Annotated in this window: 12 protein-coding genes and 1 pseudogene; 7 read left to right on the top strand and 6 right to left on the bottom strand. The window is 71.1% G+C overall.

Features of this window, described 5'->3' with window-relative positions:
* The 3 genes from EF387_RS10850 to EF387_RS10840 form a co-directional block, all read right to left on the bottom strand.
* Positions 1-432, bottom strand: a complete 432-nt coding sequence (locus EF387_RS10850) for a roadblock/LC7 domain-containing protein (RefSeq protein ID WP_128376311.1) — start codon at positions 430-432, stop codon at positions 1-3.
* Positions 433-443: 11 nt separating this feature from the next.
* Entirely contained in the window at positions 444-2978 is a 2535-nt protein-coding gene (locus EF387_RS10845; RefSeq protein WP_128376310.1) for a sensor histidine kinase, read from the bottom strand.
* 186 nt (positions 2979-3164) lie between these two features.
* Positions 3165-4193, bottom strand: a complete 1029-nt coding sequence (locus tag EF387_RS10840; RefSeq protein ID WP_128376309.1) for a substrate-binding domain-containing protein — start codon at positions 4191-4193, stop codon at positions 3165-3167.
* A 395-nt stretch (positions 4194-4588) separates the two neighbouring features.
* Here EF387_RS10840 and EF387_RS10835 point away from each other — a divergent pair, with 395 nt between their 5' ends.
* Positions 4589-5506 carry a hypothetical protein gene (locus tag EF387_RS10835; RefSeq protein ID WP_128376308.1) on the top strand — a complete coding sequence of 306 codons (918 nt, stop codon included), beginning with the start codon at positions 4589-4591 and terminating at the stop codon, positions 5504-5506.
* On the opposite strand, the gene EF387_RS10830 is transcribed toward EF387_RS10835, so the two are convergent.
* A complete protein-coding gene (locus EF387_RS10830) occupies positions 5487-6689 on the bottom strand; it encodes a CdaR family transcriptional regulator (protein WP_128376307.1) in 1203 nt (400 codons plus the stop codon). The genes EF387_RS10835 and EF387_RS10830 overlap by 20 nt on opposite strands.
* 238 nt (positions 6690-6927) lie before the next feature.
* Between EF387_RS10830 and EF387_RS10825 the strand changes: the two genes are divergently transcribed.
* From EF387_RS10825 to EF387_RS10810, 4 genes are read left to right on the top strand one after another with little or no spacing between them, the layout of a single operon-like run.
* A complete protein-coding gene (locus tag EF387_RS10825; RefSeq protein WP_128376306.1) occupies positions 6928-7869 on the top strand; it encodes a substrate-binding periplasmic protein in 942 nt (313 codons plus the stop codon).
* A gap of 9 nt (positions 7870-7878) precedes the next feature.
* Positions 7879-8655 carry an amino acid ABC transporter permease gene (locus tag EF387_RS10820; RefSeq protein WP_128376305.1) on the top strand — a complete coding sequence of 259 codons (777 nt, stop codon included), beginning with the start codon at positions 7879-7881 and terminating at the stop codon, positions 8653-8655.
* Positions 8652-9446, top strand: a complete 795-nt coding sequence (locus EF387_RS10815) for an amino acid ABC transporter ATP-binding protein (RefSeq protein ID WP_128376304.1) — start codon at positions 8652-8654, stop codon at positions 9444-9446. The genes EF387_RS10820 and EF387_RS10815 overlap by 4 nt, the downstream gene beginning before the upstream one ends.
* Positions 9443-10726, top strand: a complete 1284-nt coding sequence (locus EF387_RS10810; protein ID WP_128376303.1) for an NAD(P)/FAD-dependent oxidoreductase — start codon at positions 9443-9445, stop codon at positions 10724-10726. Before EF387_RS10815 ends, EF387_RS10810 begins: the two co-directional genes overlap by 4 nt.
* 136 nt (positions 10727-10862) lie before the next feature.
* Here the strand turns inward: EF387_RS10810 and EF387_RS50405 are convergent.
* Together EF387_RS50405 and EF387_RS10800 are read right to left on the bottom strand one after the other, a co-directional pair.
* Positions 10863-10958: pseudogene (locus tag EF387_RS50405) on the bottom strand (PPA1309 family protein); the annotation flags it as partial.
* A gap of 181 nt (positions 10959-11139) precedes the next feature.
* Positions 11140-11853: a GntR family transcriptional regulator gene (locus EF387_RS10800; protein WP_128376301.1), complete on the bottom strand. Its 714-nt coding sequence runs from the start codon at positions 11851-11853 to the stop codon at positions 11140-11142.
* Positions 11854-11998: 145 nt separating this feature from the next.
* Between EF387_RS10800 and manD the strand changes: the two genes are divergently transcribed.
* Together manD and EF387_RS10790 are read left to right on the top strand one after the other, a co-directional pair.
* Positions 11999-13207: a D-mannonate dehydratase ManD gene (gene manD, locus EF387_RS10795; RefSeq protein ID WP_128376300.1), complete on the top strand. Its 1209-nt coding sequence runs from the start codon at positions 11999-12001 to the stop codon at positions 13205-13207.
* Complete coding sequence (locus EF387_RS10790) at positions 13204-14616, top strand: mannitol dehydrogenase family protein (protein ID WP_128376299.1); 1413 nt, start codon at positions 13204-13206, stop codon at positions 14614-14616. The genes manD and EF387_RS10790 overlap by 4 nt, the downstream gene beginning before the upstream one ends.
* Positions 14617-14630: the final 14 nt, after the last annotated feature.

Below are 14630 nucleotides of genomic sequence, written 5' to 3'. Positions count from 1 at the left end.
TCACTCGCCGTTGCGGACCGCTGCGGCGACATCGGCACGAGGGGCCGCGCTGAGATGCTCGCCGATCTTCTTCACCAGCATGTTCATCTGATACGCCACCACCCCGACGTCCGCGCCCTGACTGGTGAGCACGGCCAGATGGGCGCCGGCTCCGGCGGTGGTGAGGATCAGGAAGCCGTTGCGCATCTCGATGAGGGCCTGCCGCACGGCACCGCGGCGGAAGTCCAGGCTGACCCCCCTGCTGAGGCTCATCAGACCGGAGGCGGTGGCCGCCAGCCGCTCGGCGTCGTCCCTGAGGAACCCCGTCGACCTGCTGACGACCAGTCCGTCCTCGGAGAGCACGACGGCGTGGTCCACCTCGGCGACGCGGTCCACCAATCCGGTGAGCAGCTGGTCGAGCTGGCTGTGCGTGGCGGGGATGGGGCGTGTCATGTCTCTGTCCTTCATCGAAGGTCGGCGGGCGGAGTGGACGGGACGGAAGTGACTGCTGCGGGGACTTGAGCCGCGACGCCGTCGGTTGCCGCTGTTTCCCCCCGGTCTTCGTCGTATCGCATCTCCGCGCCGTCGTCACGGGCCTCGCGCGTGCCACGCTGGAATCCGGCTAGGGAGGAGGCCGCGCGCTCCGCGGAGTAGTCGTCGAAGGGGTCCTCGGCGCCGTCGGGGTCCGTGGCCACCGGGGCGGGGTCCTCGCACAGTTCGGCGGCGAGGCTGGTCTGCGGAACACGGCGTGGAAGCGGGGCGGGTCCGCCGCGCCGGACGGTGCCCTCCAGCGGAGTCGGCCCGGGGTCGGCCGGGGCGGGGGCGTCGGCGGTGGGCGGGCCGTCCGCCGGTCGCGGCTGCCGTTCGTGCCGCGCGGGCGTGCCGTCCTCCAGGGCGGTCCCGTTGGCTTCCGCGGTTCCGTCGGTCTCCACGGCGATCCCGTTGGCCTTGCCGACCGTCCCGCCGGGCGCACCGGCCATCTCCCGCACGGCCGCGGCGTCCCGGCGCCCCAGGAGTCCGGTCGTGTCCGGTACGGCGTCCTCGTACCCGTCGTCGGGGGCCGGGGAGTCGGGGGACTCACGCACCACGACGTCGTGCGGGAGGAGCACGATCGCGGTGGTTCCGCCGTAGGGCGAGGAGCGCAGGGTGACGGCGATGTCGTGCCGGGTGGCCAGCCGGGCGATCACGAACATGCCGAGCCTCAGGTCGTCGGCGAGCGCGACCACGTCGAACTGCGGGGCGACCGCCAGTTGGGCATTGAGTGCCGCGTAGTCCTCCTCGGACATGCCGAGGCCGCGGTCCTCGATCTCGATGGCCAGGCCTCTGGCCACCAGTGCGGCCCGTACGCTCACCGGGCTTGGTGCCGGGGAGTACACGGTCGCGTTGTCGATGAGTTCGGCGAGAAGATGGACGACATCGGCCACCGCGGGCGGGGCGAGCCACACGTCGTCGTCGGCGTGCACCTCGACCCGCTGGTACTGGGCGACCTCACCGACGGCGCTGCGCAGGATGTCGATCAGCGCGACGGGTTCGCTCCAGCTGCGCCGGGGCTGTTCGCCGCTGATGATGACGAGGTTCTCCTCGTAGCGGCGCAACTGGCTGGCGGTGGAGTCGAGTTCGAAAAGGCCCTCGAGGACGTTCGGGTCCTGGTGCTCGCGTTCGAGGGCGTCGAGCTTGCTCAGCTGCAGGTTGACCAGGTTCTGGCTCTGCCGGGCGATCCCGAGGATCACCTTCTGGAAGCCGCGCCGGGTGTCGGCGAGTTCCACCGCGGTGTGCACGGCCGTGCGCTGGGCGGTGTTGAACGCCTGTGCCACCTCGCCGAGTTCGTCGGTGCCGTAGTCCAGGGACGGCGCGGCGGAGTCCACGTCGATGCGTTCGCCGCGGTTGAGGGTGGCGACGACCTCCGGGAGCCGCTGCTGGGCCAGGCCGAGGGTGGCCTCCCTGAGGCCGCGCAGCCGTCGGGAGAGCGAGCGGGTGATGCGCCAGGACAGCACGACGCACAGCAGCAGTGCGACGAGTCCGCCGGTGCTCAGCGAGGCGGCGGTGATCAGCAGTCGGTGTGCCTTGTCGGCGCTGCGCTCGAGCAGCCCCGAGGTCTGCCCCCTGATCAGGGACTTGTAGTCGGCGGAGACGCCGTTCAGTGCGGAGGTCCAGCGCTTCTCCGCGTCCGGCAGGGCGATGCTGCGGGCACCGCGGCCCGGATGGGTGGCGAGCACCTGGTCCTCGACGGCTTCCAGGGTCTTCCACTCACGGCTGTTGAGGATCTGGTCGGTCTGGGTCTTCGCGGAGCCGCGCAGCGACGGCATGATCTGGTCCGCGACCAGCCAGCGCCGGGTGTTGACCAGTTGCACGAACCGGGTGTGGCTCGCGGTGTCGAGCTTCCCCGACGGCCAGGCCAGGCCCAGGATGGCGTCCTCCTGCGAGACCAGCTCCGCCGCGTGTTCGAGGGCGACGAGCGGTCCGGCCTCCGATGTGAGGTCCCCGTCGTCGACCTGGGAGAGCTCCTGGAAGGCGTGGACCTGGTCGTCGATGATCGAGGTGTACTGGTCGAGGGTCTGCTGGGGGGTGATGTCCTTCGGGTCGTCGACCTGTCCCCGGTAGTACTCCAGGCTCTCCAGTGCGGCGAGGACCGAGTACATCCGGTCCCCGATGCGGGCGGGGGCCCGGTTGATGGCGTCCGACTGGTCGACGAGCTGCGCGACCGCCGTGTCCGTCCTTCTGCGCTGGTCGTCCAGCGCGGTCCGGGAGCCCTTGGGAGAGGCCAGGTAGGCGGCGGACAGGCTGCGCTCCGCCTGGAGCGCGAGCGTCGCCTCGGTGCCCATCGCCCCGGTCGACTCGCTGAGCTCGGTCTGTGCCCGCAGCCTCAGGCCCTCGGAGAACATCTGCGTCGTCGTCACGCCCCACATGGCGGCGAGCGTGACGCTGGGGACCAACGCCAGAAGGATCAGGGAAAGACGGATGGAGCCGAAACGGTGCCGGACACCGGTTCTTGGAGACATCGTCGTCCTTGGGCGGTCAGCGAGGGCGGTCGTGGTCGGTGGGGAGGGGGGCTCACGGAACACAGCGGTGGGGTGTCCGCGTGTTCAGAACGACACAGGGGGTGCGCAGGATGCTATCCGTACCAGTGCCCGTACGCACCGTGAGACGTCGAAACTTGAGGGACGCCGTTATACCGCCGGGCCGTGTCAACGGGTGCCGTTGGCGGCGAACTTCGCCACATCGGCGACGTTCTCCTTGGTCACGAACGCGGGACCGGTCAGGACCGGGGCCTCGCCACCCCCGCTGACGTTGCCGTTGAACTTGTAGAGCCACAGGGCGTCCGTGGCCAGATACCCCTGCAGATAGGGCTGCTGGTCCACGGCGAACTGCACCTCTCCCCTTTGCAGGCCCTTGACCAGATCCTTGTTGAGGTCGAACGTGGCGATCTTGGCGCTGCTGCCGGCGTCCTTCACCGACTTCACGGCCGCGAGCGCGAACTGGGCTCCCAGCATGACCACTTCGTCGATGGTGGGGTCCTGCCGCAGCCGGTTGGCGACCGACTCGGTCACCGCGTCCATGTCGGTGCCCTTGACGTACAGGTTCTCGGTCTGGCCGCCGAAGGTCTTCTTGACCCCGGCGCAGCGGGCCTCCAGGGCGACGTTGCCCGGTTCGTGGATGACGCACAGGGCGTGCTTGGCCTTCAGTTCGTCGAGTTTGTCGCCGAGGGCGCGGCCGGCGACGCTCTCGTCCTGCCCGAAGTACTCCAGGAGTCCCTGGGAACGCCAGGCGTCGATACCCGAGTTGAGGCCGACCACCGGGATGCCCGCCGTTCTCGCCTCGGCGACCACGCTTTTCATCGCGTCCGGTTTGGCGAGGGTCAGCGCGATCCCGTCGACGCGCTCGTCGATCGCGTCACGCACCAGTTTCGCCTGTCCGGCGGAACTGGGGTCGCTCTTGTACGTCAACTCGATGTTGTCCTTGTCCGCCGCCGCCTGTGCGCCCTTGTTCACCAGTTCCCAGAAGGTGTCTCCGGCGGCGCCGTGGGTGATGAGAGCCACCTTGATCCGCTCGGTGTCCACCTTGCCCGCCGTGTCGGTGCCGCTGTTGGAGTCCGAGCCGCTGGAACCGGAGCAGCCTGCCGCCAGCAGGCTGACGGCGGCGACGGCGGCGACGGCGGCCAGGGCGGTGCCACGAGGGGATCTGCGGGAATGCTGGGGATTGTGGCTGATGTCCATGAGGGGGTGGCACCTCGCTGTGCGGCGGAGCGGAAGGAGGAGAGGGCGAAGGGCGGCACGGTCTTTCGGAACGCTCTGTCCCGGCCGGGTGACGCTTCGCTCGGCCGGAGCCAATCGCGTCGGACGCCCGGGCGTCAAGTGAGCTGCCCGCCATGGCGGCTTGGAACCGCTCCCGCGCCGCCTCCGTCTGAATCGGGGGTTGTTTCCCAGGTGGGGACGTCTACGCGTGTCAGTTGACGGACTGTCAGGGGGCTCGGGTTTCAGGCCGTCAGGTGGCGGCCGGGGACGCGGGCTTCGGGGTGCGGAACGGGCCCGGCCCGGGGCATGTGCGCGGCTCCCGTACGATGCGGGTCTCGACGACGAGTCCCGTCCCACCCCCGGCGAGCGGATCCCGTATGCGGCGGACGCACCTGACACGCCCCGACGGCGGCGCGATCCTGCTGCTCGAGCCGCGCGACCGGCCGCGGCCGGGACTGAGCGTCCGGACGGCCGGAAACCGACTGGTGGTGACCCAGGGGTCGCGCCCGGTGCTGTTCGCCGTGGTGGAGGAGCACCACGAGGGCGTGGAGTTCGTGCGCACCGAAGGGTTCCGGCCCGTCGTCCCGCCTCTGCGCGCACGTGCCGCGCGTGAGTCGGCCGGGTCCGCGCATCACTGGGCGCACCGCGTCGCGGACGCTCTGACCAGGTCGTACGAGAGCCCGTTGCACGACGGACGGTGGATCCTGTCGCCGGACGCGGAGTTGGCGCGGTGGAACCACGGGCGCCTCGGACAGGCCGAGTACTGGTCCTCGATGGTCGTCGAGGGGCATCCCGAGGGATACCTCGACTGGTACGGCCACAATGTCGAGTGGGAGATCCTCCCGCTGCGACGGATGCCGGACGCCGACGACGGCCGGGTGAAGTCGTATCGCAAGCAGGCCCGTGAGGGGATCATGCCGCCCGTCGTGCTGTGGTGGGTCAGCGGGCTGGACTGTCATCTCGTGCTGGACGGCCACGCCCGGCTCGCCGCGGCGATCGCCGAGTCCCTCGAACCGCCCCTGCTGGAGCTGTACCGATCGCTCCCCGCGGACGAGGAGGACGCCGCGACCCGCGATGCCGTCGCCGCGTACGAGGCCGAGCTCGCCCGCTTCACGGAACTGAGCCGGCGCCATCCCGGTATCGACGGTGCGGGGCTCGCCGGACCGTCCTTCGCCCGCCGGCTCGACCAACTGCGCGCCGCCCGCCGTCCCTCCTGGGCCTGGCCGCTGTCCGGGGGCCGGGCCGAGTGGGAGCGCCTCGCACGGGAGTGCGGCGTCAGCCTTCCGCGTCGCTGATCCCGCCGCCCAACTGGTCCGCCAGACAGGCCAGGTAGAGGGACATGGTGGTGCGGTGGTCCCGCAGGGAGCGGGCGGTGATCTGTTCGATCTTGTTCATGCGGTAGACGACGGTGTTGCGGTGGATGTGCAGGGCCTCGGAGGCGCGTACGAGGTTGAAGCCGCTTTCGCACCAGGCGGTGATCGTGTCCCGGAGCACCGGCCAGTCCGGCTGGGCCCTCAGATCAGCGGCCGTGCGTTCGAGCAGGCGGACGCGGGCGGGCTGGCTCACCCCGGCGAGGACCTGGTGGACCCGTAGGTCGGTGATGTGGTGGATGTGCACCTGTGAGGCACTGGCCAGCCGCGCGCCAAGGCGCAGCGCGTCGCAAGCGTCCTGGTAGGAGTCGTGCAGACCGCCGACGGAGGTGGCCGCCTCCCCGATGCCCGCGCGGGCGCTGAGACCGTCCTGGGCCGCGATGACGTCGGTGACCCGGCGGCAGTCGGCGGCCAGGGCCTTGGGGGTGCGCCGGTCCGGGAGCCGGTGCAGCACGCCGATCCAGCCGGGAGCCGTGGTGGCGACGACGTCCTGGGGATCGGCGAACACCTCGCGTACCGTGCGCAGGAGTTCGGAGCGGATCAGCGCCATGTCGTGTGCGGGGGCGACCTGCCGCCGGGTCCCGGCCTCGGGCACGGTCACCTCGAACGCCACCGCGACCCGGCGCAGCCGCAGGTCGAAGCCCAGCTCCGCGCCGCGGAACAGTAGGAACTCGCCCTCCACGACATGGGGGTCGAAGGAGGCGATGTCGGTGAGGAGTTTCTCGGCCGCCCGTTCGGCGAGCAGCCGGGAGCGCAGCATCACGGACTCGCGGAGGAGTATCTCCGTCTGGCGTTTCACCAGCAGTCCGAAGCGGCGGACCTGGGCGGGGGTGCCGGTGATCCCGACCGTGCCGACCGCCTGGCCGTCGGTGACGAGCGGGAGGGTGACGCCGGGGCGCACTCCGCGCAGTTGCAGTGCCTGGGGGGCGGTGTGGGTGGCGGGTTCCTGGGTGCGGACGACCTCGACGGACGCCTCGTGGAAGGTGCCGACGCGGCTGCTGTCGCCGCTGCCGATGACCATGCCGTCCGCATCGGTGATCAGCACGTTGAAGCCGATGACCGCCGAGGTGTCGGTGGCGATCTCCTGTGCGAGTGACGGACTGAGCATGTGCGTTCCCTCCGTCGGGGCCGGGGCGGGCGGAAGGCGAGCCCCGACTGGGGGGACTGGACGTACCGTACAGGGGATCGAGCGTTTTCGGCCATAACTTCGTACGGAGTGACCGGTGACGCACAGCGAGCACATGCCTAGCGTATGGGCCCAATCACTCCCCGCCGGGGGCACAGCGCGGTGTACGGCGGGTCCCCCACCGCCGATCCTCACCTGCCGACATGGAAGGCCCAAGCCGATGATCCGTGTGCGTTCGTTCCTTGCCGCTTTGTCCGCGATGCTGTTGCTGCCCACGGCCGCCGCCTGCGGTTCCTCGGACTCCTCGGACGGTGACGCTCCGAAGAACGTGTCCGCGAAGACCGCCGCCCTCGGCACCATCACGCCCGGCGTGCTCAAGGTCGCCATCCAGCCGTACGCCCCGTACACCAGCGTCGAGGACGGCAAGATCGTCGGTCTGGACGGCGACATCCTCAATCGCGCGGCCGAGAAGCTGGGCCTCGAAGTCAAGCCGCAGGTCACGGACTTCGCCGGCATGCTCGCCGGGGTGCAGTCCCGCCGGGTGGACATCACCATCGGCGGTGTCGCCTGGTCCGCCGACCGGCAGAAGCAGGGCCTGTTCACCGATCCGCCCTACTACTCGCCCCCGGCGATGGCGGTCCGCAACGGGAAGACGTACAAGACGGTCGACGATCTCAAGGGCCTGGAACTGGGCACGGTCGAGGGCTATGTGTGGGTCAAGTCGATCCAGGCGGTACCCGGGGCGAAGCTGCACGCCTATCCCGACGCCAACGGAGTCTTCGACGACCTCGGGGCGGGCCGCATCGACGTCGGGTTCCTCGACCCGCTGATCATCATCGCGGCGCAGAAGGAGCGGCCCGACCTGAAGATATCGACGCAGTACATGACTCCGCCGACCGCCGCGGAGGTCAAGGCGAAGCCCGCGTACCAGTACTTCCAGCCGTACCAGACCGGCTTCTACCTCCCCACGCAGGCCACGAAGCTGGAGAAGGCGATCTCCGAGCAGATCGACGCCATGTACGCGAGCGGCGAGTTGGAGAAGCTCGTGCAGAAGTACGGGGGTGACCCCGAGCAGTTCCTCAAGCCCGCCGCCGATGTCGCCACCGCACGCCGGGGTGTGGACCGGCCGAACGACTGGACCCCGCCGTCCATCGGCCAGTGAGGGGATGACATGTACGCCCTTGCCGGTCTGTTCCAGGTTCCCTGGTCCGACTACCGGTCCGATCTGCTCGACGCGCTCGGACGCACCGTCTCCTACACGGTGGTGAGCTTCGTCGGGGCGGTGCTGCTCGGTCTGGCGGTGGCGCTGCTGCGGCTGAGCCGGGCGTGGCCGGCCCGCGCCGTCGCCGCCGTCTACACCGAGGTCTTCAAGAACGTCCCGCTGCTCGCCATCATCTTCCTGGCCTACTTCGGTCTGGCCTCGGCCGGGCTCAGGCTGGACGTGTTCACGGCGGGATGCCTCAGCCTGGTCGTCTTCTACGCCGCCTATCTCTCCGAGATCTTCCGTTCCGCGATCAGCGGGGTGCACGCGGGGCAGACGGAGGCGGGTGAGGCGCTCGGGCTGGGCCGGGCGGCCATCTTCGGCCAGGTGATCCTTCCGCAGGCCGTCCGGCTGGCGCTGCCCGGCACCAACACCATGCTGGTCGACCTGCTGAAGTCCACCTCCCTGCTGGTCACGGTCTCCGCGGCCGAGCTGATGTCCGAGGGGCGGCTCATCACCTCCGCCACCTTCCGGGCGCTGGAGGTCTATCTGGTCATCTCCGCCGTGTACTTCGCGCTCTGCTACCCGCTCTCCCAGCTCCTGCTGCTGCTGGAGCGGAAGGTGGCGGCCGGGGTGCCGCTGTCGCCGTGGCGGCGGCGGAGGGTGCGAGCCGCGCGCGCACTGCTCGCGGACGAACTCCGAGGGAGCGTCGGGGCAGACACCGAGCGGAAGGAGGCGGCGGTATGACCGAGCCCGTCATCACGGAGAAGACCGTCGCACCGGCACCGACCGAGGCCGTTGTACGGATCGAGGGGCTCCACAAGTCCTTCGACGGCCGGCTCGTCCTCGACGACGTGCATCTGGAGGTCGGCCGCGGCCGTATCGTCAGCGTCATCGGGCAGAGCGGTGGCGGCAAGACGACCCTGATGCGCTGCGTCAACCTGCTGGAACGCCCCGACCGCGGCACCGTCGAGGTCGCCGGGGAGGTCGTACACAGCGGCGGCCGTACGGTCTGCCGCGATCTGCCCCGGCTGCGCCGCACCGTCGGCATGGTCTTCCAGAGGTTCCATCTGTTCCCGCACCTGACGGCCGTGGAGAACGTCGTCCTCGCCCAGCGCAGGGCGGGCGTGCCGGAGCAGGAGGCGCTCGAGCGGGCCGTCGCGCTGCTGCGCCGGGTCGGGGTGGCCCATCGCGGACTCGCCCAGCCCGAACAGCTTTCCGGCGGTGAACAGCAGCGCGTGGCCATCGCCCGGGCGCTCGCGCTCAGGCCGGAGGTACTGCTCTTCGACGAGCCCACGTCCTCCCTGGACCCGGAGGCCACCCGCGAGGTCCTCGCCGTGATGCGCGAACTCGCCGCCGACGGGATGACGATGATGCTGGTCACCCATGAACTGCCGTTCGCCCGCGAGGTGTCCGACCATGTCGTCTTCGTCGACGGCGGCCGGATCGTGGAGGAGGGCGCGCCACGGGACGTGCTGGACAACCCGGCGCAGGCCCGGACCCGGGAGTTCCTCTCCTCGTACGGGTCGCCGTCATGACGGGCGTGCCCGGGGGTGCGGGCCCGGTCGTGGTGGTCGGGGGCGGTGTCGTGGGACTGTGCACCGCGTATTACCTGGCCGAGGCGGGCCTCGAGGTGGAGGTCGTCGAACGGCGCGCCCTGGGCTCCGGGGCCTCGCGGGGCAACGCCGGCTGGGTGTGCCTGAGCCACTCGACGCCGGTCCCGGCCCCGGGCGTTCTGCGGTACGCGCTGCGCTCGCTGGGACGGCCCGACTCGCCCCTCTATCTGCGGCCGTTGCCCGATCCGGCGTTCGTACGGTGGCTGTGGCGGTTCTGGCGCAGCAGCACACCGGCCGTCTTCCGGCGCGGTTACGCGGCGATCGCCGAGCTGAACCGCGACACGTTCGACCTCTTCGACGGCCTGCGGGAGGCCGGGGTCGCGACGACCCTGACCCGGCCCGGCATGGTGCACGCCTTCCTGTCACCGGCCGAGGCCCGCCATCACCTCGGCGTGCAGCGGCAGATGGCGGACGGCCGCTATCCGATGCCCACCGACGTCGTCACCGGGGACGAGGCCCATCTGCTGGACGGGGCGCTGTCGTCGCGGGTGCGCGCGGCGTACCTCGTCGAGGGGGAGGGCGTGGTCGATCCGGAGGCGTTCGCCCACGGTCTCGGGGAGGCGCTCGCGGCGGCCGGGGTGAAGGTTCACGAGAACGCCGAGGTGACGGGGTTCCGGGCGGCGGGAGGGCGGGTCGCCGCCGTGCGCACCGGCCCGGGTGAGATTCCCTGCTCGGCCGTCGTGATCGCGGCCGGGATGCGGTCCGCGGGTCTGCTGGGGGCGCTGGGGCATCCGCTGCCCCTCCAGGCCGGCAAGGGCTACAGCTTCTCGGTGAACCTGGACCCGGCGCCCCGGCACACGCTGTACTTCGGCGAACGCCGGGCCGTGGCCTCACCGATCGGGGGCACCACGCGGATCGGCGGGACGATGGAGCTGAGCGGCAACAACAACCGTCTCGACTGGCGTCGCATCGTCGCCGTCGCCCTGGCGAGCAGGCACTACCTGGGCCGCTGGTTCGACGACCCGGACGACCTGGTCGGCCTGATCCGGGACCCCTGGGTGGGCGGGCGGCCGTTCCTGCCCGACGGGCTTCCGGTGATCGACCGGGTGCCGGGGCACGACAACGCCTTCGCCGCCACCGGCCACGGCATGCTCGGCATCACGCTGGGCCCGGTCACCGGGCACCAGCTCACCCGCTACGTCCGCACCGGCCGCCGCCCCGAGGCCCTGGCCCCGTTCCGCTTCGACCGGCTCGCTCGCTGACTGCTCGCGCCGCCGAGCCGCGCGGCGCCCCTACGATCCGTCGGGCGACTCGGGGCGCAGGTACCTGCCCCAGATGTCGCCGCTGTCAATCGGGTCCCCAGGGACCCCACCAGCACCCTGAACCTCGGAAAGGCCCGGCCTCGTCCAGGCCTTCCGGGACCGACGCCTCCGCGGACGGCGGCAGCATCAGCCGCTCCACGGTCAGGGCGCAGCCGGCCACCGCCTTGACCCAGTACTCCAACTCGCCCGGTTGCGCGTGCGGGTGGGTCACCGGCTCGGGGACGCCCGAGTCGTCGACGGTGCCGGGGAACTCGTTCTGCCAGGGCCCGTCCCACGCCGTGTCACGCACGACCGTGGACCCTGCTGCCTGCGGCGAGCGCGCCCGGCGGCCAGTCGTTCAGGTCGCTCACGCGCTATTCCCAGACCACGACGTTCCGCCGCACCGGCACCGCCGACGGGTCGGAGGCGAACAGTTCCGGTGAATGGGCGCGGATGCGTTCGATGTCGTTGAAGACGGCCCGCAGGTGGGTGCGCATGGCGGTGCGGGCCAGCGCGACGTCCGCGCCCACCACGGCGTCGAAGATCTCCCGGTGCTGAGCGGCGAAGACGGCCGGGGATGCGTTCTCCACGAGGCCGAGCCGCCGGGCCCGGTCGAGGTGTCCCTTGGCGGCGGCGACGGTGGTCCAGGCGTTGCCGTGTCCGCTCAGCCGCATCAGGCCCTGGTGGAAGGCCTCGTCCAGTTCGAAGAACTCCTCGAGACCGAGCCGCGGCCGCTGTTGACGGTCCAGGTTGTCGCGCAGTTCGTCGAGGAGCGCGGGGTCCAGTTCCGGGGGGAGGTCGTCCAGGGAGGCGAGTTCGACGGCCTCGCGCAGGAACTGAGCGTCGGCGACCTGCGCCGGATCGACCCGGGAGACGAACGACCCGATCTGCGGGAAGACCTGCACCAGGCCCTCCTGCGCGAGGAGGATCAGGCTCTCCCGTACCGGGGTGCGACTGACACCCAGCTGGGCCGCGAGTTCGTTCTCCGACAGTGCGGCGCCCGGCGGGAGTTCGAGTTTCAGGACCATCTGGCGCAACGTCGTGTAGATCGTGCGCCGGTTCGTCCGCCGCCGGTTCGCTTGGGCCATGGGGCCATCGTATAGCCGGGCGCACACCACCCCGGGCACTCAAGAAAGCAGGTGACACGGTCTTGCCGTACTTCACGACAGATGCTTGTATACAAGTACTGCTCGACCTGTGCTGCCCGACGAGGGCCGAGAGGAGATCCCCCGGATGAGCGAGATCGAGCGCGTCGAGGTCTTCGTCGCCTCCCCCGGCCGGACGTTCGTCACCCTGCGCATCACCACGACGGACGGTGTGACCGGCCTCGGTGACGCCACGCTCAACGGACGCGAACTGGCCGTCGCGAGCTATCTGCGCGACCACCTCGTACCGTTGCTGATCGGCAGGGACCCGGCCCGTATCGAGGACATCTGGCAGTACCTGTACAAGGGCGCCTACTGGCGGCGCGGACCGGTCACCATGACCGCCATCGCGGCCGTCGACACCGCGCTGTGGGACATCAAGGGCAAGACCGCCGGACTGCCCGTCTACCAACTCCTCGGCGGACGCTCCCGCAACGGCGTCCTGGTCTACTCGCACGCCAGCGGCACCGACGTCCCCTCCCTGCTCGACGACGTGGAGCGCTACCTGGAACTGGGCTACAAGGCCGTCCGGGCGCAGGCCGCGATCCCCGACATCGGCGGCACCTACGGAGTCCGCAAGGGCAAGCTCTACGAACCCGCCGCGACGGAACTGCCCGACGAGCAGCCCTGGGACACCGAGGCCTACCTCGACTTCGCCCCCACCTACCTGGAGGCGGTCCGGGAACGCTTCGGTTTCGGCTTCCATCTCCTGCACGACATCCACCACCGGCTCACCCCCATCGAGGCGGCCCGGTTCGGCAGAAGCGTCGAGGGCTGCCGGCTGTTCTGGATGGAGGACCCGACACCGGCGGAGAACCAGGAGGCGTTCCGGCTGATCCGGCAGCACACCACCACCCCGATCGCGGTCGGCGAGGTGCTGAACACGATCTGGGACGTGCAGCACCTGATCACCGAGCAGCTCATCGATTACGTCCGCACCACCGTCGTGCACGCCGGCGGCATCACGCACCTGCGGCGCATCTTCGACCTCGCCGCGCTCTACCAGGTGCGCACCGGCTCCCACGGCGCGACCGACCTCTCGCCGGTCAGCATGGCCGCCGCCGTGCACCTCGACATCGCCGTGCCGAATTTCGGCATCCAGGAGCACATGGGCCACCCGGACGAGGCCTTCGAGGTCTTCCGCACCGGGGTCACCTTCGCCGACGGCATGCTCCACCCCTCCGACGAGCCCGGTCTCGGCGTCGAGTACGACGAGAAGGCCGCCGAGCGCTTCCCCTACCGGCAGCGGTACCTCCCGGTCGCACGCCGCCTCGACGGATCGGTGCACGACTGGTGAGCGCCGCCGGACCCGCGCCCCGCGACGCCGCCCCGCCCCGGCTGGACCGGGGGACACTGCCCCGGCTCCCCCGCGAGCAGCGTCCCCCGGTCGACCCCGCCGAACTGCGCACCCGCATCGTCCACTTCGGCCTCGGTGCCTTCCACCGGGCACACCAGGCGCTCTACACCGAGAACGCCGCGGCCCTGTCCGGCGAGCTCTGGGGAATCACCGCCGTGGCACCCAGCTCGCTGGAGACGGTGAGCGCCCTGCGGGACCAGGACTGCCTGTACTCACTCACCGAACGCCGCCCCGAGGGAGCCGTCCGGCGTGTCGTCGGCGCGCTCACCGGCGCCCTGGGGATGCGAGCCGACCCGGCCGGCGTCGGCGCGCTGCTCGCCGACCCCGAGGTGACGGTGGTGACCCTCACGATCACCGAGAAGGGCTACCGGCCCCCGGCCGCGGGCGGCGGGCCGGATGTCATCGGCTGCCTGACGGCCGGTCTGGCCGCCCGGCTGCGCGCAGGCGCCGCCCCCATCAGCGTCGCTTCCTGCGACAACATGGCGGACAACGGCGCCGCACTGGGCCGGCTGGTCGGCGACCGCGTCCGCGCGTCCGACTGGCCGGACCGCGAGAAGATCCTGGACCTGATGGCGGAGTCGGTGGCGTTCCCGTCGACCGTCGTGGACCGGATCGTGCCCGCGACCACCGCGGACGACCGGGCGGCCGTCGCTTCGGCGCTCGGCGTCCGCGACGCCGCACCCGTCGTGGCGGAGCCCTACCGTCAGTGGGTCCTGGAGGATTCCTTCACCGCACCCCGGCCCCCCTGGGAGCTGGACGGCGCCCTCCTCGTCCCCGATGTCGCGCCGTACCAGCTCACCAAGCTGCGGTTGCTCAACGGGTCGCACTCGGCCCTGGCCTATCTGGGCCTCGCCGCCGGTCACGGCACCATCGCCGACGCCATGGCGGGCGACTGGGGCGAACGTCTGGTCCGGGCCCTGTGCGCGGAGGTCGCCCCCACGCTGCCCGCCGGCGGCCCCGATCCGGACGCGTACGCCGACGATCTCGTCGTACGGTTCCGCAATCCCGGGATGCGCCACCTGCTGCGGCAGATCGGCTCCGACGGATCCCTGAAGATCACCGAGCGCTGGCTGCCCGCGCTGCGCTCGCTGCGTGAGCGGGGCGCCGCCACTCCGGTCCTCGAACTCTCGCTCGCCGGCTGGGTGCACGCCACCGCCGCCGGCTACGGCACCACCGACCCGGCACAGGACGCGCTGGCCGCCTGCTGGGCGGCGACGGCGCGTCCCGCGGACACGGTCCGCGGGCTGCTGCGCGCCCTCGGCGCGGATGACCTGGCCGACGACACCGCTCTCACCGCCGCCGTGGCGGACCGGCTGCCCGCACTGCGGGCGGGCCGGGTCGAAGTCTGAGTCCTCCCCGGCTC

The organism is Streptomyces cavernae (assembly GCF_004023625.1).
Taxonomy (GTDB): Bacteria; Actinomycetota; Actinomycetes; order Streptomycetales; family Streptomycetaceae; genus Streptomyces; species Streptomyces cavernae.
This window is presented reverse-complemented; position numbering and strand designations above follow the sequence as displayed.